The following is a 26,937-nucleotide window of genomic DNA, read 5'->3' on the forward strand; positions in this document are numbered from 1 at the left end:
TTGAACCTGCGCCCTGGCGCGGGATGAGGACTGTCATGTCTACGGAAAACGAAAGCTACGAAGCCCGCGTCGCCAGCACCTGCCAGAACCTTTCCTACCGGCTCAGCTACGACGAATCACCACTGGAGAGCGATCTGAAGCACGCGCTGAAGGAGGCGGCTCGCGCCCTGGATAGCCACTCAGTTCGGGTTGAGCGGAAGGGAGCGCACATCGAGGTCGTCAATGCTCGCGGCAAGGCTCGTCAGCTGACCATTCGCGAGCGCCTGGCGCGCCGGCTGCTGCGCGGCAATATGGAGATCCGGCCATGACCATCCTCGTACAGCAGCTGCGCGCGGAGATCGAGCAGCTGAAGGCGGAGAACTCCAGCCTGCGCGATGCCCTGGCGGACAAAGTGGTCGACAGCACCAAGCTGCGCGCTTTCCTGCCGGCCGATGGCGGCTTCACGATAGGCCTGGAGGGCGGCCCCTGTGCCCTGCTTGCGGATGCGTTCGGCGAACAGCTCTACACGTCCGACGCCATCAACTACCTGCAGCTGACCTTAACCAGCGGCGCCTATCCGGATCTTCGCCAGATCGTGGTCACGCTGCAGCGCTGCACCGGCAAGACTCCGCACGAGCTCCGCATATATGCGGAGCAGGAACGTGACCAGCTCAAGGCGGAGAAGGCGGAGCTGCTCGGCGTTCTTCAGGAAACCAACCACTGTCTGGTCGCTTGCCTCACTGGCGGCGAGGTATCGGCCAAGCGCGCCGGCAAGGCCATAGAAGCAGCGGCGATAGTCATAGAGCAGGCTATGACAAAGGAGCAGCAGACATGAGCGATTCGAGAAAGCAGTTTGAGGCGCACCTGCGCCAGACCTCCCCCGCGTGCTTCGATTTGCGGCGGGCGGGCGGCGTCTATACCGACCCGAGTACCCAGGCCGGCTGGGAGCTGTGGCAAGCGGCGCGTCTTTTCCTATTAAGGCAGATCCGAGCATTGGAAGCTCTATCAGTCGCCGGCCTGAGTGGAAAGCGATGAGCCGAATAGCACCCGCAATCGGCTCACCTGATGAGCCGCAAGGAGACAGCCATGTTCTTGACTGAGGAAGAGGTGGCCGAGCTCACCGGCTACAAGCGAGCGCGGGATCAGGTGCGCTGGCTGGAGCGCGAGCGCTTCGGCTTTGTGATAGACGGGAACGGCCGGCCCAAGGTGCTGCGCGAGGTTGTCCTGGCGCGCCTTGGGTCTGTGTCGTCGAAACGGAAGGAGCCGCAGCTGCGGCTGGCATGAGGGGATAGGCGAATGCGCCGACGCATGAAGGACCGGCACCTGCCGGCGTGCATGTACCAGAAGCACGGGGCCTACTACCTAGTGCGCAAGAACGTATGGACGCGGCTCGGCGTGGACTACCAGGAAGCCCTGATCGCCTATGCCAAGGCGATGGACCCGAAGAGTCAGGGCGGGATGCCCGCGCTCATCGACAAGGTGCTGGAGCACATGACTCCGCGCCTGGCGCTGAACACGATCAAGCAGTACCAGATCGCCGCGGCGAAGCTGAAGGAGACCTTTGCCGAGTTCGAGCCGCGCCAGGTGCTGCCCAAGCACGTCGCCCTGCTGAAGATGCACATGGCCGACACGCCGAACATGTGCAACCGGATCCTGTCGTTCCTGCGCGTGGTCTTCCAGCACGCTCTGGAGTGGCAGCTGGTGGACTCGAACCCGTGCGTGGGCATCAAGCGCCACGCCGAGAAGAAGCGCGAGCGCTATGTCAGTGACGAGGAGTTCCACCGCATCCTGGCCGCAGCCGGGCCGAACATGCGTGTGATCTACGAGATGTGCTACCTGACCGGCCAGCGCATCAGCGACGTCCTGGCCATCCGCCTGGCCGACATCTCGCCGGAGGGGATCGCCTTCAAGCAGCAGAAGACTGGCGCGCGCCTGGTGGTGCGGATGACGCCCGACCTGCAGGCGGTGATCGATCGTGCCAAGGCGCTGCCGCGGCCGGTGCGCGGGCTGACCCTATTCTGCACAGCCCGGGGTGGACGGCCGGTGAACTACCAGACCGTCAAGCAGATGTACCAGATCGCCTGCGATCGCGCCGGCGTGGCTGATGCCACCCTTCACGACCTGCGCGCCAAGGCGCTGACCGACACCAAGCGCCAGGGCAACGATGCCCAGAAGCTGGGTGGACACACCGACGCCAAGATGACCGCGAGGTACATCCGCAACCGGGAAATCGACGTCGCAGAACCGCCTCGGATGCCGACAAAGGGCGCCTAAGTATTAGACAATGGGGCATTGTCAAATAGACGCCCCCTCCAGAAAGCCAGCAATGACCGATCTTTCCGCACACACCCCGATGATGCAGCAGTACCTGAAGATCAAGCATCAGCACCCCGAACAGCTGCTGTTCTATCGCATGGGCGATTTCTACGAGCTGTTCTATGATGACGCCCGGCGTGCCGCCAAGTTGCTCGACATCACCCTGACCGCCCGCGGCGCCTCGGCCGGCAAGTCCATCCCCATGGCCGGCATCCCCTTCCATTCCGCCGAGGGCTACCTGGCCAAGCTGGTCAAGCTCGGCGAATCCGTGGTGATCTGCGAGCAGATCGGCGACCCGGCCACCAGCAAGGGCCCGGTGGAACGCCAGGTGGTACGCATCATCACCCCCGGCACCGTCAGCGACGAGGCGCTGCTCGACGAGCGCCGCGACAACCTGCTGACCGCCGTGCTGGGCGACGAGCGCCTGTTCGGCCTGGCCGTGCTGGACATCGCCAGCGGCCGCTTCACCGTGCAGGAACTGGCCGGCTGGGAAACCCTGCTGGCGGAGCTGGACCGCCTCAATCCCGCGGAACTGCTGATCCCCGACGACTGGCCCGTCGGCCTGCCCGCCGAGAAGCGCCGCGGCGTGCGTCGTCGGGCGCCCTGGGATTTCGACTGCGATTCGGCGCTCAAGAGCCTCTGCCAGCAATTCGGCACCGGCGACCTCAAGGGCTTCGGCTGCGACAAGCTGGGCCTGGCCCTCGGCGCCGCCGGCTGCCTGCTGGCCTATGCCAAGGAAACCCAACGCACCGCCCTGCCCCATCTGCGCAGCCTCAGGCACGAGCGTCTGGACGACACCGTCATCCTCGACGGCGCCAGTCGCCGCAACCTGGAATTGGACGTCAACCTGGCCGGTGGTCGCGACAACACCCTGCAATCGGTGGTGGACCGCTGCCAGACCGCCATGGGCAGTCGCCTGCTGACCCGCTGGCTGAATCGCCCGCTGCGCAATCGCGCGGTGATCGAGGCGCGTCAGGACGCCATCACCTGCCTGCTGGAAGGCTATCGCTTCGAGACGCTGCAGCCGCAGCTCAAGGACATCGGCGACCTGGAGCGTATTCTCGCCCGTATCGGCCTGCGCAACGCCCGCCCGCGTGACCTCGCCCGTCTGCGCGATGCCCTGGCCGCGCTGCCGGCGCTGCAGGACGGGCTGACGCAGATGATCGCCCCGCACCTGCTCGATCTGGCCAAGAGCATCCAGACCTATCCGGAACTGGCCGCGACCCTGGCCCGCGCCATCATCGACAACCCGCCGGCGGTGATCCGCGACGGCGGCGTCATCAAGCGCGGCTACGACAGTGAGCTGGACGAGCTGCAGACCCTGAGCGAGAACGCCGGCCAGTTCCTCATGGACCTGGAGGCCCGGGAAAAGGCCCGTACCGGCCTGCAGGGGCTCAAGGTCGGCTACAACCGCGTCCACGGCTACTTCATCGAGATCCCCAGCCGCCAGGCCGAATCGGCACCGGCCGACTACATCCGCCGCCAGACCCTCAAGGGCGCCGAGCGCTTCATCACCCCGGAACTCAAGGCCTTCGAGGACAAGGCCCTGTCGGCCCAGAGTCGCGCCCTGGCGCGAGAAAAGGCCCTCTACGAGGCGCTACTGGACGAACTCATCGGTCACCTGGCGCCGCTGCAGGACAGCGCCGCGGCCCTGGCCGAGCTGGACGTCCTGGCCAACTTCGCCGAGCGCGCCCTCAACCTGGACCTCAACAAGCCGCGCTTCGTCGCGGAGCCCTGCCTGAAGATCGGGCAGGGGCGCCACCCGGTGGTCGAGCAGGTGCTGGAAACCCCCTTCGTCGCCAACGACGTCACCCTCGACAACGACACCCGCATGCTGGTGATCACCGGTCCGAACATGGGCGGCAAGTCCACCTACATGCGCCAGACCGCGCTGATCGTGCTGCTGGCCCATGTCGGCAGCTTCGTCCCGGCGGCCAGTTGCGAACTGTCCCTGGTGGACCGCATCTTCACCCGCATCGGCTCCAGCGACGACCTGGCCGGTGGCCGCTCCACCTTCATGGTGGAGATGAGCGAGACCGCCAACATCCTGCACAACGCCAGCGAACACAGCCTGGTGCTGATGGACGAGGTCGGCCGCGGCACCAGTACCTTCGACGGCCTGTCCCTGGCCTGGGCCGCCGCCGAGCAACTGGCGCGGCTGCGCGCCTGGACGCTGTTCGCCACCCACTACTTCGAGCTGACCGTGTTGCCGGAAGGCCAGCCGAGCGTGGCCAACGTCCACCTCAACGCCACCGAGCACAACGACCGCATCGTCTTCCTGCACCATGTGTTGCCCGGCCCTGCCAGCCAGAGCTATGGCCTGGCCGTGGCGCAACTGGCCGGGGTACCGGAAGACGTCATCCTGCGCGCGCGCGAACACCTCGCCCGCCTGGAGGCGGCCAGTTTCAACGGTGAAGTAGGTACGCCACTGCCGATTAGTGTCCCTTCCAAGGACCGCCCCTTGCAGGCCGATCTGTTCGCCAGCGCCGCCCATCCTCTCATCGAGGAACTGGAACGCCTGCAGCCGGACGACATCACACCCAGACGGGCCCTGGAGCTTATCTACGAATGGAAAAAGCGTATCTGAGTTAACGGATACGAGGGTTCCGGCAATGCTGCTAGAATCCGCCGCCTTAGCCTGAGGAGAACGAGCAGATGACCTTCGTCGTCACTGACAACTGCATCAAATGCAAATATACCGACTGCGTGGAAGTCTGCCCGGTGGACTGCTTCTACGAAGGCCCCAACTTCCTGGTGATCCACCCGGACGAGTGCATCGACTGCGCCCTGTGCGAACCCGAATGTCCGGCCCAGGCGATCTTCTCGGAAGACGAGGTTCCGGCCGGCCAGGAAGCCTTCATCGAACTCAACAGTGAATTGGCCAACATCTGGCCGAACATCACCGAGAAGAAGGATGCCCTGCCTGACGCCGCCGAGTGGGATGGCAAGCCCAACAAGCTCCCCCAGCTCGAACGCTAGGCCTTGCCTGGAATCTCCAGGCAATAAAAAAGGGGGCGGATCGCTCCGCCCCCTTCGTCCCTGTCCCTGTAATCCTGCCACCGTCCTGGTGAGCCTCGTCTTGAGGTGATCCCGATCCGCTTCCTGCCGATCCGTGTCGTCCCAGACACAGAGCCGATAGTACTCTCCTCCCGAGCAATGGCAATCTGCCACAAGCCGCTCTCTCGGGCCGCTTCGCTGCTCCGCCCGAAACAAAAAATCGTTATGCGGCAATCACTTGAAGATTGGCCATACTGATCAAGCGATGCTTTCCGGCAGTCTCAAGCGATTCATGCTTACGCGGCCTGTAAGCCGAGGCTTACAAGAACACGCAGAAAAAAGCCCGGATGAATCCGGGCTTCGTTTGGTTGATATTCAGCTAGGGCTGGTCAGACCAGCGAATCACTGGACAGGCCGTTGCGCTCGAAGATCTCACGCAACCGCTTGAGTGCCTCGACCTGGATCTGCCGCACCCGCTCGCGGGTCAGTCCGATTTCCTGTCCTACCTCTTCCAGGGTGCAGGCTTCATGACCCCGCAGGCCGAAGCGGCGTACCACCACTTCGCGCTGCTTTTCCGGCAGTTCCAGCAGCCACTGGTCGATGCTCTGGTTGAGATCCGAATCCTGCAGCAGTTCGCAGGGGTCGGTGGGGCGATCGTCGGTCAGGGTATCGAGCAGGGTCTTGTCGGAATCGGGACCGAGCACCATGTCCACCGAGCTGATCCGCTCGTTCAGGCCCATCACCCGCTTGACGTCCGCCACCGGTTTTTCCAGCAGCGCGGCGATCTCCTCGGGCGAAGGCTCGTGGTCGAGCTTCTGGGTGAGTTCGCGTGCCGCGCGCAGATGCAGGTTGAGTTCCTTGACCACATGGATCGGCAGGCGAATGGTGCGGGTCTGATTCATGATCGCCCGTTCGATGGTCTGCCGGATCCACCAGGTGGCATAGGTGGAGAAGCGGAAGCCCCGTTCGGGGTCGAATTTCTCCACGGCGCGAATCAGGCCCAGATTGCCTTCCTCGATCAGATCGAGCAGCGACAGGCCGCGATTGATGTAGCGGCGGGCGATCTTGACCACCAGGCGCAGGTTGCTTTCGATCATGCGCTTGCGACCGGCGGGATCACCGCGCTGCGCGAGACGCGCGAAATGCACCTCTTCCGCCGGTGACAGCAGTGGCGAGAAGCCGATTTCGTTGAGATAGAGCTGAGTGGCGTCTAGTGCTCGGCCATAATCGGCCAGCTTGGCGCCGCGCAAGACCTGGTTACCGCGCCCGGAGAGCGCCTTGGTCATGGCGGATTCGGTGGATTCCTCACCGAAGGGATTGGAATCGAGAAGCAGGACATCGTCGCCGAGATCGTACTCGGTTTCTTGTTTGTTCTGGATCATCTTGAGTAACCCTTGCTCGTCTGTGCTTCGAGCCAGGGCGTATCGATACGTTGCCGATGCGCCATGACTCGCCCCCAAAGAGCTGCGGGATCGAGTCGGCGCCTAGCGAATCAGCGATTGGGCAAAAACTGCAAGGGATCCACCGGCTTGCCCTGACGGCGAATCTCGAAATGAAGCTTGACCCGGTCGGTCCCGGTCGAACCCATCTCGGCAATCGTCTGCCCTATCTTGACACGCTCACCTTCCCGAACCAGCAACCTACGATTGTGACCGTAGGCACTGACGTAGGTTTCGCTGTGTTTGACGATAACCAGTTCACCATAACCCCGCAGACCGTTTCCGGCATAGACCACGGTGCCATCGGCGGCGGCCATCACGGGCTGGCCTTCCTGGCCGGCGATGTCTATTCCCTTGTTTAGACTGCTGCTGGCGGAGAAGCGACTGATCAGGGTGCCTTTCGTCGGCCAGGCCCAACCGGAGGCCGATTGGGGGACGTCACGGGTCGGCGTCTGGGCTGGCGTCACCGGGGTCGGCGGTGGCGCCGTAGGCAGATTCGGGGTCACCACCGGGGTGGCGGCGGTGGGACTGGAGGTGACGGGCGGCGGGATGGGTACCGGGGTGGCCACCGGACTGCCCGGTGCCGGAGCGGAAGCTACCGTGGCCGGTCGACGGATGATGCGACTGGAACCACTGGCGCTGGAACCGTTGCCGAAACGAATGACCTGGCCGACATGGATGACATAGGGCGCACTGAGACCATTCTGGGCCGCCAGGGCACGCCATTCCCAGCCGTTGCGGGAAGCGATCGAAAACAGGGTGTCACCGCGCTTGACGCGATATTGCCCGGAAGTGACCTGGGGCACGCTGCCGCGACCATCGCCGCGGTCGACCACCGGCGCTCGCGAACCATTGCTCGAACAACCCGTCAGCAGCAGGGCCACGAGCACTGTCGCCAGCCAGCCTGATCGCCCTCGTCCTGGAAATCCTTGCGCTCGGGCCTTCACCCGTTCCTCCCGCAGAGTCTGATCATCTACCGTCCGGCCATCCCGCCGGCCTCAAGCGGCCAAAGCCGCCAGGCAGCCTTGGAGCGTGGCACCGGGGTAACGTTCCCTATCGCTCACTGGGCCAGAGGTCCGTTGAGCAGGGGCACGAAACGGACGGCGTTGAGTTCGTGGCGGACGAAGCCGTCGTCTTCGCGCACGATCAGCAGGAGCTTCTGCTCCTCGTCGACGCCCACCGGGATCACCAGGCGACCGCCGGGTGCCAGCTGGTCGAGCAGCGCCTGGGGGACTTCCCGCGCGGCCGCGGTGACGATGATGCCATTGTAGGGCGCCAGCGCCGGCCAGCCCTCCCAGCCATCGCCCCAGCGGAACACCACGTTGCGCAGGTTGAGTTCGAGCAGCCGCTCCTTGGCCCGGTCCTGCAGCGACTGGATCCGCTCCACGGAAAACACCCGCTCCACTGTCTGCGCCAGGATGGCGGTCTGGTAGCCGGAGCCGGTACCGATCTCCATGACCTTGTCCAGCGGCCCGCCGGCGAGCAGGAGCTCGGTCATGCGCGCCACCATGAAGGGCTGGGAGATGGTCTGGTTGTGGCCGATGGGCAGCGCCGTGTCTTCGTAGGCGCGATGGGCCAGGGCCTCGTCGACGAACAGATGACGCGGCGTACGGCGGATCACCTCCAGCACCTGGGCGTTGGACAGCCCCTCTTCGTAGAGGCGCTGGATGAGCCGCTCCCGGGTGCGCTGGGAGGTCATGCCGATGCCGTGTCTTTGCATATGCTCTTGCCCCTGAGTCATGTCAGCAGCTCCGTCAGGGCCGACAGGCCGGCGAAACCCTCGCGGAAGGTGCGATCGAACTGCAGCGGCGTCACCGACACATAGCCTTCCAGCACTGCATGGAAATCGGTACCTGGTCCGCCATCCACGGCATCGCCGGAGACCGAGATCCAGTAGCCGGCCTTGCCGCGCGGATTGATCTCGCGCACCGGCGGCTTGGCCTGGGCACGGTGCCCCAGACGGGTCAGCTGCAGGCCCTTGATCTGCTCAAGCGGCAGATCCGGGATGTTGACGTTGAGCACGGTGCGCGGCGGCAGGTCGAAGCGCTCGTGCAGGGCGACAATGCGGGTCGCGATCTCGGCCGCCACCGCCATGTTGTCGGGGCTGCGCGAGACCAGCGAAAAGGCCAGGGCAGGACGATCGAGGAAACGCCCTTCCATGGCCGCGGCGACGGTGCCGGAATAGAGAACGTCGTCGCCCAGGTTGGCACCCAGGTTGATACCGGCCACCACCATGTCCGGCGTCTCGTCCAGCAGGCCGTTGAGGCCGAGGTGAACGCAATCGGTAGGCGTGCCGTTGACGCCCAGGAAGCCATTGGGCAGGCGCTGCGGATGCAGGGGGCGGTCCAGCGTCAGGGCACTGCTCACGCCGCTCATGTCATAGAGCGGCGCGACTACCTGGCACTCGTAGTCCGCACGAGCGGAGAGCGCGGCATGCAGCGCGGCGATACCGGGGGCCAGCACCCCATCGTCGTTGGCGATCAGAAGTCGCATGGATGTTCCGTCTGCCCTGCCTCGCCAAGCGTTACCAGCTCGCGAACCACTGCGGTGGCGAAACAGCCGGCCGGCAGGACGAATTCGAGTTGCAGAATGTCAGGAGCGGGATAATGCCACGTCAGGCCGCCGATGGGGAGGCGCAGGATGCGCCGTTCATGCGAGAGGCCGGCACCGGCCAGCCAGGCGGGCAGCTCTCCGGCGGCCTTCGCCACCGCCTGTTCCAGGGCGGCGGCCGGCCCCTGCACCGGCGACTCGCCGGCGCCCCACAGGGGGCCGGTGGGGTGCAGATCGAGCGCCGCCAGGCGCGGATCCTCTAGATCGGCGGTGGTCGCTGGAAAGTGGCTGCGGCTGTCGGTGAAGGCCAGCAGATCACCCTCCTGCGCCCGCTGCCACGAGCCATCGGCGACACGACCGGCCAGCACCTGATTGAACAGCCAGCTGCGCGCGGCGGACAGGGTTCGCGAACGCCGGTTGCGTTGCTCGGGCAGGCGCTGGTCGCGGGCGCACGCTTGAGCGTCGGCCAGATTGCCGCCCTCATGGCCGAAACGCTGCGGACCGAAATAGTTGGGTACGCCCTCGGCGGCGATGGCCTGCAGCCGCGCCTCCAGCGCCGCGGCATCGGCCTTGAGCCCGGTCAGGCGCAGGCGGAAGCCATTGGCAGCATGAGCGCCGCGTTGCAGCTTGCGCCGGTGCCGCCCCTGCTGGAGGATCACCAGCGTCTCGTCGCAGGCGGCCGCGAGGTCCGGATCGGCCTTGCCGGGCAGGTGCAGACTGAACCACTGGCGGGTCAGCGCCTGGCGATCCTTGAGACCGGCGTAGCTGATCGCCCGCTGCGGCACGCCAGCGGCACGGGCGAGGCGGCGCACGGCCTCCTCGGTGTTGAGGCCACGCTTCTCGACCCATAGCCAGAGGTGCTCGCCATCACCGCTCAGCGGGATGTCCAGTACCTCGTCAACCTGGAAGTCCTCGGCGCTGGCCTTGAGGATCGCCTGGCCACAGGGCTCGCCATGGGCGCGCGGCCCGAGCAGCTGGTCTTCGGTCATAGCGGCAGCAACAGGGCCACGGCGTGCACGGCGATGCCTTCTTCGCGCCCGACGAAACCCAGACGCTCGGTGGTGGTGGCCTTGACGTTGACCTGGCCCAGTTCGACCTGCAGGTCCTCGGCGATGGCCTGGCGCATGGCCTCGATGTGCGGCGCCATCTTCGGCGCCTGGGCTGCGATGGTGCCGTCGACGTTGCCGACCTGCCAGCCCTGCTCGCGCACCAGACCGACCACATGACGCAGAAGCACCCGGCTGTCGGCACCCTTGAAGCGCGGATCGGTATCGGGGAAATGCTTGCCGATGTCGCCCAGAGCGGCCGCGCCCAGCAGGGCGTCGGCCAGGGCATGCAACAGCACGTCGCCGTCGGAGTGGGCGACCAGGCCATGGTGGTGGGGAATGCGAATGCCACCGAGGGTGATGAAATCGCCCTCGCCGAAGGCGTGAACGTCGAAACCGTGACCTATGCGCATGAAGAGAGACGCCCTGGAAAATGACAGGGCGTCGATTCTACCGGCTGGTAACAGCTTCCGTCGCCCTTAGGCTCTGTACCAAAAGTGCCTGCGCTCGGTAATGCTTCGTTGAAAAACGCTTCGGAATACTCATTTACCGCTCGCAAACTCTGCTTCCTCAGCGCTTTTCGCCTCGCCTGACCTTCGCTCGGCAACTTTTCGTACAGAACCTATGGGGTCGACAGGGCCGCCGCGTGATGCCGCAGATGGTCGTCGATGAAGCTGGCGACGAAGAAATAGCTGTGGTCGTAGCCGGGTTGCAGCCGCAGTTCCAGCGGATGACCCGTGGCTTCCGCCGCCCGCTGCAGCGCCTGGGGCTTGAGCTGTTCGGCGAGGAAGCTGTCCTGTTCGCCCTGGTCGACCAGCAGCGGCAGGCGCTCCTCGGCCTTGGCCAGCAGCGCACAGGCATCCCATTCCGCCCAGGTACTGCGGTCTTCGCCCAGATAGTTCGAGAAAGCCTTGTGGCCCCAGGGACAATCCAGCGGATTGACGATGGGCGAGAAGGCCGACACCGAGCGATAGCGACCTGGATGGCGCAGGGCACAGATCAGGGCCCCGTGGCCACCCATGGAATGACCGCTGACGCCGCGGCGATCGGAGACCGGAAAGTTGGCTTCGATCAGCGCCGGCAGTTCCTCGACCACATAGTCGTGCATGCGGTAGTACCGGGCCCAGGGCTGCTGGGTGGCGTTGATGTAGAAGCCGGCACCCAGGCCGAAGTCCCAGGCCTTATCGGGGTCGTCCGGCACGTCCTCGCCGCGCGGACTGGTGTCCGGCGCCACCAGCACCAGGCCCAGCTCGGCGGCCAAGCGCTGGGCACCGGCCTTCTGCATGAAATTCTCGTCGGTACAGGTCAGGCCTGACAGCCAGTAGAGTACCGGCAGATCGCTGCGGGCTTCCGCCTGGGGCGGCAGATAGACGGCGAAGGTCATGTCGCAGTCGAGGCTGCGGGCGCGATGGCGATAGCGCTTGTGCCAGCCGCCGAAACTCTTGTTACTGGAGAGCAGTTCGAGACTCATGGTCATCTCCCTCGGAAAGAAGGCGCCCGTGGGCGCCCTCTCGGCGATCAGTAGTGGACGACGGTGCGGATGCTCTTGCCTTCGTGCATCAGCTCGAAGGCCTCGTTGATCTGCTCCAGGCCCATGGTGTGGGTGATGAAGGTATCCAGCGGAATCTCGCCGCTCTGCGCCTTGCGCACATAGCCGGGCAGCTCGCTACGGCCCTTGACGCCACCGAAGGCGCTGCCGCGCCAGACGCGACCGGTCACCAGCTGGAACGGCCGGGTGCTGATCTCCTGGCCAGCACCGGCCACGCCGATAATCACCGACTCGCCCCAGCCCTTGTGGCAGCACTCCAGCGCCGCCCGCATCAGGTTGACGTTGCCGACGCACTCGAAACTGTAGTCGACGCCGCCATCGGTCAGCTCGACGATGACCTCCTGGATCGGCTTCTGGTGATCCTTGGGATTGACGAAGTCGGTGGCGCCCAGCGCGCGGGCGATGTCGAACTTGGACGGATTGATGTCGATGGCGATGATGCGGCTGGCCTTGGCCATCTTGGCGCCGATGATGGCCGCCAGACCGATGCCGCCCAGGCCGAAGACGGCCACGGTCGCGCCCTCTTCCACCTTGGCGGTGTTGAGCACGGCGCCGATGCCGGTGGTGACGCCACAGCCCAGCAGGCAGACCTTTTCCAGCGGCGCCTCGGCGGGGATCTTGGCTACCGACACCTCTGGCAGCACGGTGTACTCGGAGAAGGTCGAGCAGCCCATGTAGTGATAGATCGGCTCGCCATTGTAGGAGAAGCGGGTGGTGCCATCGGGCATCAGGCCCTTGCCCTGGGTCGCGCGTACCGAGCTGCACAGGTTGGTCTTGCCGGATTTGCAGAATTTGCACTGGCCGCATTCGGCGGTATACAGCGGGATGACGTGATCGCCCACGGCGACCGAGGTCACGCCCTCGCCCACCGCTTCGACGATGCCACCGCCCTCGTGACCGAGGATGCAGGGAAAGACGCCCTCGGAATCCTGGCCGGACAGGGTGTAGGCATCGGTGTGGCAGACGCCGGTGGCGACGATGCGGATCAGCACCTCACCGGCCTTGGGCGGCTCGACGTCCACTTCGACGATCTTCAGAGGCTCATTGGGCGCAAAGGCTACGGCGGCGCGGGATTTGATCATGGTCGACTCCAGAGGGACGAAAAAACGAGGTGACCAGTTTAGACGCCAGAAATCCTGGAACAATCGGGCATACTGGAATTCATTTTTGCCATAGGGAAACAATCATGGGCTGGGAAGGCATCGACGAATTCGTCGCCGTGGCGAGCACCCTGCACTTCGGCCAGGCGGCTGATCGTCTCGGCACCTCGACTTCCCACGTCAGCCGTCAGGTCGCCCGCCTGGAAGAACGCCTGCAGGCGCGGCTGCTCTATCGCAGCACCCGCAGCGTCGCCCTCACCGAAGCCGGCCACACCTTTCTGCAGCACTGCCGCCGTCTGCAGGAGGCGCGCGACGAAGCCCTGCGCGAGGTCAGCGATCTCTCCAGCCAGCCCAAGGGACTGATCCGCATGACCTGCGCCGTGACCTATGGCGAGCGTTTCGTCGTGCCCCTGGTCAACGACTTCCTCGCCCGCCATCCCGAGGTGAGTCTGGAGCTGGACCTGACCAATCGCACCGTCGACCTCTTGCACGAAGGCTACGACCTGGCCATCCGCCTGGGCCGTCTGGCCGATTCCCGCCTGGTGGCGACCCGGCTGGCGCCGCGGGAGCTCTATCTGTGCGCCGCACCCAGCTATCTGGAACGCTTCGGCGCGCCTCACACCCTGTCGGAACTCGCTCGCCATCGCTGCCTGGTCGGCACCAGCGACATCTGGAGCTTTCGCGAAAACGAGCGTGAGGTGCTGCACCGGGTCCAAGGCTCCTGGCGCTGCAACAGCGGCCAGGCGGTATTGGACGCCGCGCTGCGCGGCTTCGGCTTGTGCCAGCTGCCGGACTACTATGTGCTGCCGCATCTGGCCCGGGGTGAACTGCGTGCCCTGCTGGACAACCGCCAGCCGCCCAACAGCGCGGTCTGGGCTCTCTATCCGCAGCGGCGCTTTCTCTCACCGAAGATTCGCCTGCTGGTGGAGCACCTCAAGCAAGGCCTGGGCACCCCGCGCCCAGGCGCTCGTCCCCCAGCGGGTTGAGCGCAGCGAGCGAGTCTTTTAAGCGATGGGCCACTGCGGGCCTGGATCCTAGGCCTCGGCGAAGACCACTTGCAGCCGCTGCAGGTCTTCGGGGGTAGTGACCTTGATGTTGTCCACCCGGCCTTCCACCAGGCGCGGCGCATGGCCCGCCCACTCCATGGCCGAGGCCTCGTCGGTGATGGCGGCGCCCGCTGCCAGACCGGCGCTCAGGGCGTCACGCAGGGCACCGAGGCGAAACATCTGCGGCGTATAGGCCAGCCACACCTGGCTGCGATCCACGGTTTCGCTCACCCGGCCGTCGCGCCCGACGCGCTTGAGGGTATCCCGCGCCGGCACGCCAAGCAGGCCACCCACCGGGTCCTGGGCCAGTTCGGCCAGCAGCCGATCCAGGTCATCACGTCGCAGATTGGGTCGCGCGGCATCGTGCACCAGCACCCAGTCGCCGTCGGTGGCACCCTGTTCGGCTAGCAGCAGCAGGCCGCCCAGTACCGAGTCGGCGCGCTCGCGGCCGCCCGGTGCGCGCAGGATGCGGGCATCGCGAGCGCACGCCAGGGTCGGCCACCAGGGATCTTCCGGGGCCAGGCTCACCGCCAGGCCACGCAGGCGCGGGTGGTCGAGGAAACAGTCGAGGGTGCGCTCCAGCAGGCTGCGGCCACCGAGGTCGAGGTATTGCTTGGGGCGGTCGGCACGCATCCGCGCGCCCACACCCGCGGCGGGAATGACCGCCCAGAAGGAAGGCAGAAGGGACATTATTTGGATTGCAGAAAAAGGGTTTCGCCTTGTTTGACCATGCCGAGTTCGTGGCGGGCACGCTCCTCGACGGTCTCCATGCCTTTCTTGAGCTCGACGACCTCGGCTTCGAGGATCTCGTTGCGCTCCAGCAGGCGCTTGTTCTCGCCATTCTGGTCGGCGATCTGCTGCTTGAGTTCGCGCACCTGGGCGAAGCTGCCATCACCGACCCACAGGCGATACTGGAGACCGCCGAGCAGCAGGAGCAGGAAGGGGAAAAGCCAGTAGGGACTTCGCATGGGAGGTAACGGATTCGCGGACGGCGGATGCCGCAAGGACGGCGGCAGAGACGAAAACAGGATAGAAGCCCAGCTCTACGCTTGTAAACTGGGCATCTATCCTGTGGTCCGTCGGACGTGGTGGGAGAAGACGACCTAGATCATCGCCTCCCGGTCACACAGCGCTTAGCTGCGGAATTCGGCACGACCGCGGTAAGGCGCCTTGGCACCCAGCTGCTCTTCGATGCGCAGCAGCTGGTTGTACTTGGAGACGCGATCGGAACGGCACAGCGAACCGGTCTTGATCTGACCGGCGGCGGTGCCCACGGCCAGGTCAGCGATGGTGGAATCTTCGGTCTCGCCGCTGCGGTGGGAGATCACCGCAGTGTAGCCGGCGGCCTTGGCCATCTGGATGGCTTCCAGGGTCTCGGTCAGGGAGCCGATCTGGTTGAACTTGATCAGGATCGAGTTACCGATGCCTTTCTCGATGCCTTCCTTGAGGATCTTGGTATTGGTGACGAACAGGTCGTCGCCCACCAGCTGCACCTTGCTGCCGATCTTGTCGGTCAGGGCCTTCCAACCGGCCCAGTCGGACTCGTCCATGCCGTCTTCGATGGAGATGATCGGGAACTGCTCGGTCAGCCCGGCCAGGTAGTCGGCGAAACCGTTGGCGTCGAAGGCCTTGCCCTCGCCGGACAGGTCGTACTGACCGTCCTTGTAGAACTCGCTGGAGGCGCAGTCCAGGGCCAGGGTCACGTCGGTGCCCAGCTCGTAGCCGGCGTTCTTCACCGCTTCGGCGATGGCGGCCAGGGCGTCGGCGTTGGAGGCCAGGTTCGGCGCGAAGCCGCCTTCGTCACCCACGGAAGTGCTCAGACCACGGGCCTTGAGCACGGCCTTGAGGTGATGGAAGATCTCGGCGCCCACGCGCAGGGCGTCGGCGAAGCTCTTGGCGCCGACCGGCTGGACCATGAATTCCTGGATGTCGACGTTGTTGTCGGCATGCTCGCCGCCGTTGATGATGTTCATCATCGGCACCGGCATGGAGTACTGACCGGGGGTGCCGTTCAGGTTGGCGATGTGGGCGTAGAGCGGCAGGTCCTGGTCTTCGGCAGCGGCCTTGGCGGCCGCCAGGGACACAGCCAGGATGGCGTTGGCGCCCAGCTTGGCCTTGTTGTCGGTACCGTCCAGCTCGATCATGGCGCGGTCCAGGGCCTTCTGGTCGCTCGGATCCTTGCCCAGCAGCAGGTCACGGATCGGGCCGTTGATGTTGCCCACGGCCTTCAGGACGCCCTTGCCCAGGTAACGGCTCTTGTCGCCGTCGCGCAGCTCCAGTGCCTCGCGCGAACCGGTGGACGCGCCGGACGGCGCGGTGGCGCGACCGACGATACCATTGTCCAGGATCACGTCCGCTTCAACGGTGGGGTTGCCGCGGGAATCCAGGACTTCACGTCCCTTGATGTCGACGATGTTAGCCATTTTTGTATCGATCTCCATGTTACCGGTCATTGACGGATCAGCCTTCGGCTACCCGCGAGCCTTTTGGTTCAGCCGCCGCTCAGGCAGTTTCGATCGGCGTGAACGACTTCACCAGCTCGTCCATCGCCTTGAGCTGGGCCAGGAAGGGCTCCAGCTTGTCCAGGCGCAGGGCACAGGGGCCGTCGCACTTGGCATGTTCGGGATCCGGATGGGCTTCGAGGAACAGACCGGCCAGGCCCTGGCTCATGCCGGCCTTGGCCAGGTCGGTGACCTGGGCGCGGCGGCCGCCGGCGGAATCGGCACGCCCGCCCGGCATCTGCAGGGCATGGGTGACGTCGAAGAACACCGGGTAGCCGAAGCTCTTCATGATGCCGAAGCCGAGCATGTCGACCACCAGGTTGTTGTAGCCGAAGGAGGAGCCCCGCTCGCAGAGGATCAGCTGGTCGTTGCCGGCTTCTTCGCACTTGGCGAGGATGTGCTTCATCTCCTGGGGCGCGAGGAACTGCGCCTTCTTGATGTTGATCACGGCGTCGGTCTTGGCCATGGCCACCACCAGGTCGGTCTGCCGCGAAAGGAAGGCCGGCAGCTGGATGATGTCGCAGACCGCCGCCACCGGCGCCGCCTGGTAGGGCTCGTGGACGTCGGTGATCACCGGCATGCCGAAGGTGGCCTTGAGCTCTTCGAAGATGCGCAGGCCGGCTTCCATGCCCGGACCGCGATAGCTGGTCACGGAGGAACGGTTGGCCTTGTCGAAGCTGGCCTTGAAGACGTAGGGGATGCCCAGCTTCTCGGTCACCTTGACGTATTGCTCGCACACCTGCATGGCCAGGTCGCGGGATTCCAGCACGTTCATGCCGCCGAACAGCACGAAGGGCTTGTCGTTGGCGATCTCGATGTTGCCGACGCGGACGATCTTCTGTGCGGTCATGCTCAATCCTTCTTGGCGTAACGCAGGGCGGCGTTGACGAAGCCGCTGAACAGCGGATGGCCGTCACGCGGGGTGGAGGTGAACTCCGGGTGGAACTGGCAGGCGACAAACCAGGGATGATCCGGGGCTTCCACCACCTCGACCAGGGCGCCGTCGCCCGAGCGACCGGAGATCTTCAGGCCGGCGGCCTCGATCTGCGGCAGGAGGTTGTTGTTGACCTCGTAGCGGTGACGATGACGCTCGACGATGACGTCCTGGCCGTAGCAGTCGTGCACCTGGGTACCGCCGATCAGCTGGCACTCCTGGGCGCCCAGGCGCATGGTGCCGCCCAGGTCGGAGCCTTCGGTACGGATCTCGGTGGCGCCGGTGGAATCCTGCCATTCGGTGATCAGGCCGACCACCGGGTGGCCGCTGGCCTTGTCGAATTCGGTGGAGTTGGCGTCTTTCCAGCCCAGCACGTTACGGGCGAACTCGATGACCGCCACCTGCATGCCCAGGCAGATGCCCAGGTAGGGAATCTTGTTCTCGCGAGCGTACTGCACGGTGGCGATCTTGCCTTCCACGCCGCGCAGGCCGAAGCCGCCGGGCACCAGGATGGCGTCCACGCCCTTGAGCAGATGGGTGCCCTGCTGCTCGATGTGCTCGGAGTCGATATAGCGCAGGTTGACCTTGGTGCGGCTCTGGATGCCGGCGTGGGTCATGGCCTCGATCAGCGACTTGTAGGCGTCGAGCAGCTCCATGTACTTACCGACCATGGCGATGGTGACTTCCTGCTCGGGGTTGAGCTTGGCGTCCACCACGCGATCCCACTCGGACAGATCGGCCGGCTTGCACTCCAGGCCAAAGCGCTCGACGACGAATTCGTCCAGGCCCTGGGCGTGCAGCACGGAGGGAATGCGGTAGATGGTGTCGACGTCTTCCAGGGAGATGACCGCGCGCTCTTCGACGTTGGTGAAGAGCGCGATCTTGCGGCGGGAAGAACTGTCGACGGTGTGGTCGGAACGGCAGATCAGCACATCGGGCTGCAGGCCGATGGAGCGCAGTTCCTTGACCGAATGCTGGGTCGGCTTGGTCTTGGTCTCGCCGGCGGTGGCGATGTAGGGCACCAGGGTCAGGTGCATCAGCATGGCGCGGCGCGCCCCGATCTCCACTCGCAGCTGGCGGATGGCTTCGAGGAAGGGCTGCGACTCGATGTCACCGACGGTGCCGCCGATCTCCACCAGGGCCACGTCGGCATCGCCGGCGCCCTTGATGATACGGCGCTTGATCTCGTCGGTGATGTGCGGGATCACCTGCACGGTGGCGCCCAGGTAGTCGCCACGACGCTCCTTGCGCAGGACGTCCATGTAGATGCGACCGGTGGTGAAGTTGTTGTTCTGGGTCACGGTGGTGCGGATGAATCGCTCGTAGTGACCCAGGTCCAGGTCGGTCTCGGCGCCGTCATGGGTGACGAACACCTCGCCGTGCTGGAAGGGACTCATGGTGCCGGGATCCACGTTGATGTAGGGATCCAGCTTGAGCATGGTGACCTTCAGCCCTCTCGCTTCCAGAATGGCGCCCAGGGAAGCCGAGGCGATGCCTTTCCCCAAAGAAGAAACAACACCGCCCGTGACGAAAATAAAGCGCGTCATGAAAATTCCTAGAATCTGCGTTGAGGCGGAGAGCCGCCGATGAAAGCGAGAGCGGTCGGCCTGGCGCCGGACCAATGCACACCGTCCACTCGGGGCGAGCGGAAAATGCGATATAAGACGGGAGCGTAGTCTAGCCTAAAGGTCATCCCAGCTCAAACCCGCCCATGCCGTCTGCGGGCTGCCACTCAAGCCGCCCTCCCCCCGGCAGGCCATTCAGGCCGGGCAGGTTGGCCACCGCCAGCAGTTCGTCGCCGCGCCAGAGCAGCGGCAATCGGCCGCGCAGGAACGGCGGCACCCCCTGCTCGTTGAACAGGCGCTTGAGCTCGCGCGAGCCGCGACCCGGTACGACCAACCGCTCGCCTCCCTGGCGATAGCCGATCCGCCAGCCGGATTCGGCGGCCTGTTCGAGGAAGTTCAGGCGGCCATTGCCGGCCAGCTCCAGGCTGGTTTCCTGTCCGGTGATGGCCAGGGATTGCGGCGCGACCTGCCAGGCGTCGGGCACCCACCAGATCCGCCCTGCCCCCCGGCGCACCTGGCCACCTTCGAGACGCCAGAGGGGATCGCTCGCCGCGCCCGCCTCGCACATTGCCTGCCAACCAGCCCAGTGGGCGCTGTCGGGCTGGCGCGTCAGCGGATCCAACCAGGTGCGCAAGGCATTGCGCTGGCGCGCCTCGCTCAAGGCTTGCAAAGGCGCCAGGGCCAGATTGGGCAAGGGAATCCAGGCGAACCCGTGATCGACACACCGGGCCCGCTGCAGATCCAGATCGGCCAGCTCGCCGAGCAATTCGTCGGCTTCGGCCAGATGCCGGGCACCGCGCGCCATGACCTGATCGACGCCCGGCCAGCGGTCGCGTAGCCGTGGCAGCACCTCGTGCCGCAGATAGTTGCGATCCAGTCGGGTATCGGCGTTGCTGGGGTCTTCGATCCAGTCCAGCCCTTCGGCTTCGGCATAGGCCAGCAGCGCACTACGCGGCTCGTCCAGCAGGGGCCGCCAGAGGCGACCGGCAGCCAGCGAACGGGTTTCGGGCATGCCGGCCAGCCCCTTCACACCCGCGCCCCGTACCAGCCGCTGCAGCAGGGTTTCCAGCTGATCGTCGCGATGCTGCCCCAGCACCAGGCAGCCATCCTGGGGCAGCACCTGGGCAAAAGCCGCATAGCGCGCCTCGCGCGCAGCCCGTTCGAGACTGGCCGCGCCATCGGCATGGACGTGCAGGGTATCGAGAGGGACAGCCAACTTCTGGCAGACCTGGGCGCAGTGCTCGACCCAGGCATCCGCCGCGGCTTGCAGGCCATGATGCACATGCACCGCCTGCAGATCGCCCGGCAGGCCATGTTCGCGCAGCCGCGCGAAGAGGTACAGGAGAACGGTGGAGTCGAGTCCGCCGGAGAAGCCCACCCGCCAGTGACGGGTGAGCGGCTGCCGCTCCAGGCGGGCGTGCAGCCGATCCAGCAGACTCATGAGAGCGGAATCAGGCGATGCCGTAGCTCATCAGGCGCTCGTAGCGACGCTCCAGCAGCGCCGGCATATCGTAGCCCTTGAGCTCGTCCAGCTGCTCCAGCAACGCAGTGCGCAGGCTGTTGGCCATGGCCTGGGGATCGCGGTGCGCGCCACCCAGGGGTTCATCGATCACCTGATCGACGATGTTCAGGCTCTTCAGCCGCTCGGCGGTGATGCCCATGGCCTCGGCGGCATCGGGGGCCTTCTCGGCGGTCTTCCACAGGATGGAGGCGCAACCTTCCGGCGAGATCACCGAATAGGTGGAGTGCTGCAGCATGTTGAGCTGGTCGCAGACACCGATGGCCAGGGCGCCACCGGAACCACCCTCGCCGATCACGGTGGCGATGATGGGGGTCTTCAGCCGCGCCATGACGCGCAGGTTCCAGGCGATGGCCTCGCTCTGGCCACGCTCTTCGGCGTCGATGCCCGGATAGGCGCCGGGAGTGTCGATGAAGGTCAGGATCGGCATCTTGAAGCGCTCGGCCATTTCCATCAGGCGGCAGGCCTTGCGATAGCCTTCCGGACGCGGCATACCGAAGTTGCGGCGGACCTTCTCGCGGACTTCACGACCCTTCTGGTGGCCGATGATCATCACCGGACGACCTTCCAGGCGGGCGATGCCCCCAACGATGGCCGGATCGTCGGCGAAGTGACGATCGCCGTGCAGCTCTTCGAAATCGCTGAACAGGTAGTTGATGTAGTCGAGGGTATAGGGACGCAGCGGATGCCGGGCCAGACGGGCCACCTGCCAGCTGGACAGGTCGCTGAAGATGCTCTTGGTGAGCGCCTGACTCTTCTCCTGCAACCGGGCGATCTCGTCACTGATGTTCAGCGCATTGTCGTTACCGACCAGTCGAAGTTCTTCGATCTTGGCCTGGAGATCGGCGATGGGCTGTTCGAAATCGAGATAGTTCGGGTTCATGGGCATCCGTTATTACAATCTAGAGCCAGGGGCCGGGGCGCCTACCTTAAGGGATCGGACGAGGCAGGTCGAGACTCCTGCCACGTCACCGGCACCCGCCGCTGGCGAGGGTTGGGACGGAGCGCACGAGGCGCTCGGACTTAACGATAGTTGAGAAAGACGTTCTCCCTGCCGAACTGGTCACGCAGGGTTTGAATCAGGCCATCGGCCGGATCGATCCGGTAGTTCTCGCCAAACTGCAGCAGCGCCCGCGCGGTGGGCCCCTGGTAGTCGATGGTGACCGGGCAGGCGCCGCGATGGCGGCCGCACAATTCGCCCAGCCAGCGCAGCCGATCACCGGCCAGCGCCTCGCTACGCACCGCGATCCTGAGGCTTTCCGCCAGAGCGGTCCGGGCTTCTTCCAACCCCAGCACGCGCTTGGCACGCAGGCGCAGACCACCGGAGAAATCGTCCTGGCTGACCTCGCCCTCGACGATCACCAGGGCATCGGTCTGCAACAGCGCCTGGGCGGCGTTGAAGGCTTCGGCGAACAGCGAGGCCTCGATGCGCCCGGAGCGATCGTCCAGGGTGACGAAGCCCATCTTGTCGCCGCGCTTGTTCTTCATCACCCGCAGGTTGACGATCAACCCGGCCACGGTCTGGGTTTCCCGCGACGGCTTGAGGTCGACGATGCGCTGGCGCGCTAGCCGCCGCACCTCGCCTTCGTATTCCTCGATGGGGTGACCGGTCAGGTACAGCCCCAGGGTTTCCTTTTCTCCGCGCAGGCGCTCCTTGAGATTGAGCTCCCGGGCGCGACGGTGGTTGGCATAGACGTCGGCCTCGGGTTCGGCGAAGACGCCACCGAAGAGATCGACATGGCCGCTGTTGTGGCTGCGCGCGGTCTGCTCGGCCGAGGCGATGGCCTCTTCCATGGCCGCCAGCAGCACGGCGCGATTCTGGTCGATGGTCGCCTGATAGGCCTTGAGTTCGTCGTGGTAATGCGGCCCCAGGCGGTCCAGGGCACCGGAGCGAATCAGGGCTTCCAGGGTGCGTTTGTTGATGCGCTTGAGATCCACCCGCGCGCAGAAGTCGAAGAGATCCTTGAAAGGCCCCTCGGCACGCGCCTCGACGATGGCCTCCACCGGGCCCTCGCCCACGCCCTTGATGGCGCCCAGGCCGTAGACGATGCGCCCGCCCTCGTTCACGGTGAACTTGAACTCGGAGATGTTCACGTCCGGCGTGTCGATGCGCAGCTTCATGTGGCGGCATTCCTCGATGAGGATCACCACCTTGTCGGTGTTATGCATATCCGCCGACAGCACCGCGGCCATGAAGGGCGCCGGATAGTGAGTCTTCAACCAGGCGGTCTGGTAGGAAACCAGGCCGTAGGCGGCCGAGTGCGACTTGTTGAAGCCGTAACCGGCGAATTTCTCCACCAGGTCGAAGATGTTGCCCGCCAGCTCGCCATCAATGCCGTTATTGGCGCAGCCCTCGATGAAGCCGCCGCGCTGCTTGGCCATCTCCTCGGGTTTCTTCTTGCCCATGGCCCGGCGCAGCATGTCCGCCTGGCCCAGGGTGTAGCCGCCCATGACCTGGGCGATCTGCATCACCTGTTCCTGGTAAAGGATGATGCCGTAGGTAGGCGCCAGCACCGGCTGCAGGCCATCGTACTGGTAGTCCGGATGCGGATAGGCCAGCTCGGCGCGGCCATGCTTGCGGTTGATGAAGTCGTCCACCATGCCCGACTGCAGCGGACCAGGGCGGAACAGCGCCACCAGGGCGATGAGGTCTTCCAGGCAGTCCGGCTTGAGCTTCTTGATCAGCTCCTTCATGCCGCGGGATTCCAGCTGGAAGACGGCGGTGGTCTCGGCCTTCTGCAGCAGGGCGTAGGTCGGCTTGTCGTCCAGCGGGATGAAGTCGATGTTGAGCGGCTCGCGCCCCTCCTCCACTTCCGTGCGGTTGATGGTCTCCAGCGCCCACTTGATGATGGTCAGGGTACGCAGACCGAGGAAGTCGAACTTGACCAGGCCGGCCTGCTCGACGTCGTCCTTGTCGAACTGGGTCACCAGGCCGTTGCCGTCCTCGTCGCAGGCGATGGGCGAGAAGTCGGTCAGCTTGGTCGGCGCGATCACCACGCCGCCGGCGTGCTTGCCGGTGCCGCGGGTGATGCCCTCGAGCTTGAGGGCCATGTCCCAGATTTCCTTGGCGTCCTCGTCGGTCGCCAGGAAGTCGCGCAGCACCTCTTCCTGCTCGAAGGCCTTCTGCAGGGTCATGCCCACTTCGAAAGGGATCATCTTCGACAGGCGATCGGCCAGGCCATAGGACTTGCCCTGCACCCGCGCCACGTCGCGCACCACCGCCTTGGCCGCCATGGTGCCGAAGGTGATGATCTGACTCACCGCCTCGCGGCCGTAGAGGTCGGCCACGTACTCGATCACCCGGTCGCGGCCGTCCATGCAGAAGTCGACGTCGAAGTCGGGCATGGAGATCCGTTCGGGGTTGAGGAAGCGCTCGAACAGCAGGTCGTAGGCCAGCGGATCGAGGTCGGTGATCTTGAGCACATAGGCCACCAGGGAGCCGGCACCCGAGCCCCGGCCGGGACCGACCGGTACGCCGTTGTTCTTCGCCCACTTGATGAAGTCCATCACGATGAGGAAGTAACCGGGGAAGCCCATCTGGATGATGATGTCGAGCTCGAAGTTGAGCCGGTCGACGTACTCCTGGCGCTTCTCTTCGTAGTTCGGCGTGGTCTCGCGCGGCCAGAGCACGGCCAGGCGCTCTTCCAGGCCCTCGAAGGACACGTGGCGCAGGTAGTCGTTGATGGTCATCCCGTTTGGAATCGGGAAGTTGGGCAGGAAGTACTTGCCCAGCTGGATCTCGATGTTGCAGCGCTTGGCGATCTCGACGGTGTTTTCCAGCGCCTCGGGCAGGTCGCTGAACAGCTCGGCCATCTCGGCCGCCGACTTCAGGTACTGCTGGTCGCTGTACTTGCGTTCGCGCCGGGGATCGTCCAGCGGACGGCCCTCGCCGATGCAGACGCGGGTCTCGTGGGCCTCGAAGTCCTCGGCCTTGAGAAAGCGCACGTCGTTGGTCGCCACCAGCGCGCCACCGCAACGATCGGCCAAGGCCACGGCGGCATGCAGATGCTCTTCGTCACCGGCTCTTTCGGTGCGCTGCACCTCCAGATAGAAGCGCTCCTGGAAGACCTGCTGCCATTCCTCGAACAACTGATCGGCCAGGGCCAGATCGCCTTCGAGCAGCGCCAGGCCGATCTCGCCCTCCTTGGAACCGGACAGGGCGATCAGACCTTCATTGGCTTCCTTCACCCAGTCGCGCTGGATGACGATCTGGCCGTCCTGCTGACCTTCCTGGAAACCCCGGGACAGCAGCTCGGTCAGGTTGCGATAGCCCTTGGCGTTCATGACCAGCAGGGTCATGCGGGTCAGAGGCGCGTCGCCCTCGCGACCGGCCAGCCAGATATCGGCGCCGGCGATGGGCTTGATCCCGGCGCCCATGGCGGCCTTGTAGAACTTGACCAGCGAACAGAGGTTGCCTTGGTCGGTCACCGCCACGGCCGGCATTCCGGCGGCTTCGGCAGCCTTGACCAGCCCCTTCACCCGCACGATCCCGTCGACCAGGGAATATTCCGTGTGGAGACGCAGGTGGACGAAGGATGCGGACATGGCAGAGACCCCTTGATGCATGAGGCGCGAGATTGTACTGGATTGTCGACCCGAGGTCAGAGCGCCGCGACGGCTGTCAGTAGGTCGCGACGATCTGGGTCGAGGCCTGGGTCTCGAGGGCGTGCCAGGCGTCGCGCACCGGCGCGAAGGAGCGCCGGTGGATGGGCGTGGGGCCCAGGCGCCTGAGCGCGTCCAGGTGCTCGGCGGTGGGATAGCCCTTGTGTCCGGCCAGGCCATAGCCCGGATAGAAAGCGTCCAGCGCCTGCATTTCGCGGTCGCGGGTCACCTTGGCCAGAATGGAGGCCGCGGCGATCGCCGGGACCTGGCTGTCGCCCTTCACCACCGGCGAACTGGGCACCGCCAGCTTGGGACAGCGATTGCCATCGATCAGGGCCACCCGCGGCTGCACCTGCAGGCCTTCCACCGCGCGCTGCATGGCCAGCATGGTAGCGTGCAGGATGTTCAGCCGGTCGATCTCGGCGACCTCGGCACGGGCCACGCACCAGGCCAGGGCCTTTTCCTGGATCTCGTCGAACAGGGCTTCGCGGCGCGCCAGCGACAGCTTCTTCGAATCGTTCAGCCCGAGAATGGGCTTGCCCGGATCGAGGATCACCGCGGCCGTGACCACGGCGCCGCACAGCGGACCGCGGCCGACTTCATCCACCCCGGCGACCAGCGCCTCGACCAGATTGAAATCCAGTCCCAACTGCATCAGCTGCGCTGCCGCAGGAGATCCAGCACGGCCCCGGCCGCCTGGACCGAGGCATCGCGCCTCAGGCTGTGGTGGATGGCGGCGAAGCTGTCGGTCTGCTGCTGTGGCCGCTCCAGCAACGGCAGCAGTTCGGCCACCAGCCGCTCCGGTGTCGCCTCGTGCTGGATCAGCTCGGGCACCAGCTTGCGCCCGGCCAGCAGATTGGGCAGCGAAATGTAGGGACTCTTCACCAGCTGCTTGAGAATCAGATAGGTCAGGGGCGCCACCCGATAGGCCACCACCATGGGCCGCTTGAACAGCAGCGTCTCCAGGGTCGCGGTACCCGAGGCGATCAGCACGCCGTCACAGGCGGCCAGCACCTCGTGGGAACGCCCATCGGTCAGCAGTAGCGGCAAAGGCGGCCGCCCTTCCAGCAGCTGCTCCACCTGCGCCCGTCGTGCGGCGTTGGCACAGGGCAAGACGAAACGCACACCAGGACGCACGGTCAGCAACTGGGCGGCGGCGTCGAGGAACAGCGCACCGAGGCGCCCTACTTCGCCACCGCGACTGCCCGGCAACAGGGCGATGACCGTACCCTCTTCCGGCAGGCCCAAGGCCTGTCTGGCCGCCAGGCGGTCGCTGTCCAGGGGAATGGTATCGGCCAGCGGATGCCCGACGAAGCGCACGGGCACCTGCTGCTCCTCGTAGAAACGGGCTTCGAAGGGAAACAGGGTCAGCATCAGGTCGCAGCCGTCGCGGATCTTGAGCACCCGCTTCTGGCGCCAGGCCCAGACCGAGGGACTGACGTAGTGCACCGCCGGAATGCCCGCGCGATGCAGCTGGGCTTCGATTTCGAGGACGAAATCCGGAGCATCGATACCGATGAAGACGTCGGGACGGGCGTCGAGCAACTGAGCGATCAGCGCCTTGCGCCGACCCAGGAGTTCACGCAGGCGGCCGAGTACCTCGACCAGCCCCATGACCGCCAGGCGTTCCATGGGAAATTCGGACACCAACCCTTCGGCTTCCATCCGCGGACCGCCCACGCCCATGAAGGAGATATTCGGGTGCTGTTCACGCAGCGCCTGCATTAGGCCGGCGCCGAGCAGATCACCCGACGCCTCCCCTGCCACCAGCGCCACGCGCAGCGGGCGTTGGGC

At 65.4% G+C, this 26,937-nt stretch carries 26 protein-coding genes; 8 read left to right on the forward strand and 18 right to left on the reverse strand.

Annotated elements, in window-relative coordinates; genetic code table 11:
• Nucleotides 1-35: 35 nt before the first annotated feature.
• The 7 genes from BMZ43_RS04095 to fdxA all read left to right on the forward strand — a co-directional run bounded on the left by BMZ43_RS04095 (nt 36) and on the right by fdxA (nt 5,274).
• On the forward strand, nt 36-308 hold the full coding sequence (locus tag BMZ43_RS04095) for a hypothetical protein (RefSeq protein ID WP_093250214.1): 273 nt from the start codon (nt 36-38) through the stop codon (nt 306-308).
• Nucleotides 305-814: a hypothetical protein gene (locus tag BMZ43_RS04100; protein WP_093250217.1), complete on the forward strand. Its 510-nt coding sequence runs from the start codon at nt 305-307 to the stop codon at nt 812-814. Before BMZ43_RS04095 ends, BMZ43_RS04100 begins: the two co-directional genes overlap by 4 nt.
• A complete protein-coding gene (locus BMZ43_RS04105; protein WP_093250222.1) occupies nt 811-1,014 on the forward strand; it encodes a phiTE_015 family protein in 204 nt (67 codons plus the stop codon). Before BMZ43_RS04100 ends, BMZ43_RS04105 begins: the two co-directional genes overlap by 4 nt.
• 51 nt (nt 1,015-1,065) lie before the next feature.
• Nucleotides 1,066-1,263, forward strand: a complete 198-nt coding sequence (locus tag BMZ43_RS04110) for a DUF4224 domain-containing protein (RefSeq protein WP_093250225.1) — start codon at nt 1,066-1,068, stop codon at nt 1,261-1,263.
• A gap of 12 nt (nt 1,264-1,275) precedes the next feature.
• The gene (locus BMZ43_RS04115; RefSeq protein WP_093250229.1) at nt 1,276-2,253 is read left to right on the forward strand and encodes a tyrosine-type recombinase/integrase; all 978 of its coding nucleotides are present in this window, start codon (nt 1,276-1,278) and stop codon (nt 2,251-2,253) included.
• 52 nt (nt 2,254-2,305) lie between these two features.
• Nucleotides 2,306-4,882 (forward strand): DNA mismatch repair protein MutS, encoded by a 2,577-nt coding sequence (gene mutS, locus BMZ43_RS04120; protein WP_093250233.1) that lies wholly within the window; start codon nt 2,306-2,308, stop codon nt 4,880-4,882.
• Between the two features lie 68 nt (nt 4,883-4,950).
• Nucleotides 4,951-5,274, forward strand: coding sequence for a ferredoxin FdxA (gene fdxA, locus BMZ43_RS04125; protein ID WP_007159459.1), 324 nt, complete (start codon nt 4,951-4,953; stop codon nt 5,272-5,274).
• 407 nt (nt 5,275-5,681) lie between these two features.
• On the opposite strand, the gene rpoS is transcribed toward fdxA, so the two are convergent.
• From rpoS to BMZ43_RS04165, 8 genes are all read right to left on the reverse strand, one after another.
• Entirely contained in the window at nt 5,682-6,674 is a 993-nt protein-coding gene (gene rpoS, locus BMZ43_RS04130; protein ID WP_093250237.1) for an RNA polymerase sigma factor RpoS, read from the reverse strand.
• A gap of 110 nt (nt 6,675-6,784) precedes the next feature.
• Nucleotides 6,785-7,621, reverse strand: coding sequence for a peptidoglycan DD-metalloendopeptidase family protein (locus tag BMZ43_RS04135; RefSeq protein WP_064306749.1), 837 nt, complete (start codon nt 7,619-7,621; stop codon nt 6,785-6,787).
• 170 nt (nt 7,622-7,791) lie between these two features.
• Entirely contained in the window at nt 7,792-8,430 is a 639-nt protein-coding gene (locus BMZ43_RS04140) for a protein-L-isoaspartate(D-aspartate) O-methyltransferase (protein WP_160923793.1), read from the reverse strand.
• Nucleotides 8,431-8,468: 38 nt separating this feature from the next.
• Nucleotides 8,469-9,224 carry a 5'/3'-nucleotidase SurE gene (gene surE / locus BMZ43_RS04145; protein ID WP_017639032.1) on the reverse strand — a complete coding sequence of 252 codons (756 nt, stop codon included), beginning with the start codon at nt 9,222-9,224 and terminating at the stop codon, nt 8,469-8,471.
• Nucleotides 9,212-10,270, reverse strand: coding sequence for a tRNA pseudouridine(13) synthase TruD (truD, locus tag BMZ43_RS04150; protein ID WP_093250240.1), 1,059 nt, complete (start codon nt 10,268-10,270; stop codon nt 9,212-9,214). The genes surE and truD overlap by 13 nt, the downstream gene beginning before the upstream one ends.
• Nucleotides 10,267-10,740: a 2-C-methyl-D-erythritol 2,4-cyclodiphosphate synthase gene (ispF, locus tag BMZ43_RS04155; RefSeq protein WP_017639034.1), complete on the reverse strand. Its 474-nt coding sequence runs from the start codon at nt 10,738-10,740 to the stop codon at nt 10,267-10,269. Before ispF ends, truD begins: the two co-directional genes overlap by 4 nt.
• Nucleotides 10,741-10,949: 209 nt before the next feature.
• Complete coding sequence (gene fghA / locus BMZ43_RS04160; RefSeq protein WP_177344770.1) at nt 10,950-11,804, reverse strand: S-formylglutathione hydrolase; 855 nt, start codon at nt 11,802-11,804, stop codon at nt 10,950-10,952.
• A 41-nt stretch (nt 11,805-11,845) separates the two neighbouring features.
• Nucleotides 11,846-12,958 (reverse strand): S-(hydroxymethyl)glutathione dehydrogenase/class III alcohol dehydrogenase, encoded by a 1,113-nt coding sequence (locus tag BMZ43_RS04165; RefSeq protein WP_093250250.1) that lies wholly within the window; start codon nt 12,956-12,958, stop codon nt 11,846-11,848.
• A 104-nt stretch (nt 12,959-13,062) separates the two neighbouring features.
• On the opposite strand from BMZ43_RS04165, the gene BMZ43_RS04170 reads away from it, so the two are divergent.
• A complete protein-coding gene (locus tag BMZ43_RS04170; protein ID WP_371913846.1) occupies nt 13,063-13,962 on the forward strand; it encodes a LysR substrate-binding domain-containing protein in 900 nt (299 codons plus the stop codon).
• 48 nt (nt 13,963-14,010) lie between these two features.
• Here the strand turns inward: BMZ43_RS04170 and ispD are convergent, their stop codons facing one another.
• From ispD to lpxB, 10 genes are all read right to left on the reverse strand, one after another.
• Complete coding sequence (gene ispD, locus BMZ43_RS04175) at nt 14,011-14,712, reverse strand: 2-C-methyl-D-erythritol 4-phosphate cytidylyltransferase (RefSeq protein WP_093250254.1); 702 nt, start codon at nt 14,710-14,712, stop codon at nt 14,011-14,013.
• Nucleotides 14,712-14,990 (reverse strand): septum formation initiator family protein, encoded by a 279-nt coding sequence (locus BMZ43_RS04180; RefSeq protein ID WP_007159473.1) that lies wholly within the window; start codon nt 14,988-14,990, stop codon nt 14,712-14,714. Before BMZ43_RS04180 ends, ispD begins: the two co-directional genes overlap by 1 nt.
• Before the next feature lie 165 nt (nt 14,991-15,155).
• Entirely contained in the window at nt 15,156-16,445 is a 1,290-nt protein-coding gene (eno, locus tag BMZ43_RS04185) for a phosphopyruvate hydratase (RefSeq protein WP_007159474.1), read from the reverse strand.
• Nucleotides 16,446-16,524: 79 nt separating this feature from the next.
• A complete protein-coding gene (gene kdsA, locus BMZ43_RS04190) occupies nt 16,525-17,373 on the reverse strand; it encodes a 3-deoxy-8-phosphooctulonate synthase (RefSeq protein ID WP_093250258.1) in 849 nt (282 codons plus the stop codon).
• Nucleotides 17,374-17,375: 2 nt separating this feature from the next.
• Nucleotides 17,376-19,004: a CTP synthase gene (locus BMZ43_RS04195; RefSeq protein WP_007159476.1), complete on the reverse strand. Its 1,629-nt coding sequence runs from the start codon at nt 19,002-19,004 to the stop codon at nt 17,376-17,378.
• A 142-nt stretch (nt 19,005-19,146) separates the two neighbouring features.
• Complete coding sequence (gene tilS / locus BMZ43_RS04200; protein WP_093250262.1) at nt 19,147-20,463, reverse strand: tRNA lysidine(34) synthetase TilS; 1,317 nt, start codon at nt 20,461-20,463, stop codon at nt 19,147-19,149.
• 10 nt (nt 20,464-20,473) lie between these two features.
• Nucleotides 20,474-21,424, reverse strand: coding sequence for an acetyl-CoA carboxylase carboxyltransferase subunit alpha (locus BMZ43_RS04205; RefSeq protein ID WP_017639042.1), 951 nt, complete (start codon nt 21,422-21,424; stop codon nt 20,474-20,476).
• Nucleotides 21,425-21,564: 140 nt separating this feature from the next.
• Nucleotides 21,565-25,086, reverse strand: a complete 3,522-nt coding sequence (dnaE, locus tag BMZ43_RS04210) for a DNA polymerase III subunit alpha (RefSeq protein WP_017639043.1) — start codon at nt 25,084-25,086, stop codon at nt 21,565-21,567.
• Between the two features lie 76 nt (nt 25,087-25,162).
• The gene (gene rnhB / locus BMZ43_RS04215) at nt 25,163-25,798 is read right to left on the reverse strand and encodes a ribonuclease HII (protein WP_064306759.1); all 636 of its coding nucleotides are present in this window, start codon (nt 25,796-25,798) and stop codon (nt 25,163-25,165) included.
• The gene (lpxB, locus tag BMZ43_RS04220; RefSeq protein ID WP_177344777.1) at nt 25,798-26,925 is read right to left on the reverse strand and encodes a lipid-A-disaccharide synthase; all 1,128 of its coding nucleotides are present in this window, start codon (nt 26,923-26,925) and stop codon (nt 25,798-25,800) included. Before lpxB ends, rnhB begins: the two co-directional genes overlap by 1 nt.
• Nucleotides 26,926-26,937 lie beyond the last annotated feature (12 nt).

The organism is Pseudomonas sp. Snoq117.2, assembly GCF_900110545.1.
GTDB classification, from domain to species: domain Bacteria; phylum Pseudomonadota; class Gammaproteobacteria; order Pseudomonadales; family Pseudomonadaceae; genus Chryseomonas; species Chryseomonas benzopyrenica.

Excerpts from the sequence above, each read along its gene's own strand:
- BMZ43_RS04095 (WP_093250214.1), top strand. The coding sequence starts at position 36 with ATGTCTACGGAAAACGAAAGCTACGAAGCCCGCGTCGCCAGCACCTGC.
- BMZ43_RS04100 (WP_093250217.1), top strand. The coding sequence starts at position 305 with ATGACCATCCTCGTACAGCAGCTGCGCGCGGAGATCGAGCAGCTGAAG.
- BMZ43_RS04105 (WP_093250222.1), top strand. The coding sequence starts at position 811 with ATGAGCGATTCGAGAAAGCAGTTTGAGGCGCACCTGCGCCAGACCTCC.
- BMZ43_RS04110 (WP_093250225.1), top strand. The coding sequence starts at position 1,066 with ATGTTCTTGACTGAGGAAGAGGTGGCCGAGCTCACCGGCTACAAGCGA.
- BMZ43_RS04115 (WP_093250229.1), top strand. The coding sequence starts at position 1,276 with ATGCGCCGACGCATGAAGGACCGGCACCTGCCGGCGTGCATGTACCAG.
- mutS (WP_093250233.1), top strand. The coding sequence starts at position 2,306 with ATGACCGATCTTTCCGCACACACCCCGATGATGCAGCAGTACCTGAAG.
- fdxA (WP_007159459.1), top strand. The coding sequence starts at position 4,951 with ATGACCTTCGTCGTCACTGACAACTGCATCAAATGCAAATATACCGAC.
- rpoS (WP_093250237.1), bottom strand. The coding sequence starts at position 6,674 with ATGATCCAGAACAAACAAGAAACCGAGTACGATCTCGGCGACGATGTC.
- BMZ43_RS04140 (WP_160923793.1), bottom strand. The coding sequence starts at position 8,430 with ATGACCTCCCAGCGCACCCGGGAGCGGCTCATCCAGCGCCTCTACGAA.
- surE (WP_017639032.1), bottom strand. The coding sequence starts at position 9,224 with ATGCGACTTCTGATCGCCAACGACGATGGGGTGCTGGCCCCCGGTATC.
- truD (WP_093250240.1), bottom strand. The coding sequence starts at position 10,270 with ATGACCGAAGACCAGCTGCTCGGGCCGCGCGCCCATGGCGAGCCCTGT.
- ispF (WP_017639034.1), bottom strand. The coding sequence starts at position 10,740 with ATGCGCATAGGTCACGGTTTCGACGTTCACGCCTTCGGCGAGGGCGAT.
- fghA (WP_177344770.1), bottom strand. The coding sequence starts at position 11,804 with ATGACCATGAGTCTCGAACTGCTCTCCAGTAACAAGAGTTTCGGCGGC.
- BMZ43_RS04165 (WP_093250250.1), bottom strand. The coding sequence starts at position 12,958 with ATGATCAAATCCCGCGCCGCCGTAGCCTTTGCGCCCAATGAGCCTCTG.
- BMZ43_RS04170 (WP_371913846.1), top strand. The coding sequence starts at position 13,063 with ATGGGCTGGGAAGGCATCGACGAATTCGTCGCCGTGGCGAGCACCCTG.
- ispD (WP_093250254.1), bottom strand. The coding sequence starts at position 14,712 with ATGTCCCTTCTGCCTTCCTTCTGGGCGGTCATTCCCGCCGCGGGTGTG.
- BMZ43_RS04180 (WP_007159473.1), bottom strand. The coding sequence starts at position 14,990 with ATGCGAAGTCCCTACTGGCTTTTCCCCTTCCTGCTCCTGCTGCTCGGC.
- eno (WP_007159474.1), bottom strand. The coding sequence starts at position 16,445 with ATGGCTAACATCGTCGACATCAAGGGACGTGAAGTCCTGGATTCCCGC.
- kdsA (WP_093250258.1), bottom strand. The coding sequence starts at position 17,373 with ATGACCGCACAGAAGATCGTCCGCGTCGGCAACATCGAGATCGCCAAC.
- BMZ43_RS04195 (WP_007159476.1), bottom strand. The coding sequence starts at position 19,004 with ATGACGCGCTTTATTTTCGTCACGGGCGGTGTTGTTTCTTCTTTGGGG.
- tilS (WP_093250262.1), bottom strand. The coding sequence starts at position 20,463 with ATGAGTCTGCTGGATCGGCTGCACGCCCGCCTGGAGCGGCAGCCGCTC.
- BMZ43_RS04205 (WP_017639042.1), bottom strand. The coding sequence starts at position 21,424 with ATGAACCCGAACTATCTCGATTTCGAACAGCCCATCGCCGATCTCCAG.
- dnaE (WP_017639043.1), bottom strand. The coding sequence starts at position 25,086 with ATGTCCGCATCCTTCGTCCACCTGCGTCTCCACACGGAATATTCCCTG.
- rnhB (WP_064306759.1), bottom strand. The coding sequence starts at position 25,798 with ATGCAGTTGGGACTGGATTTCAATCTGGTCGAGGCGCTGGTCGCCGGG.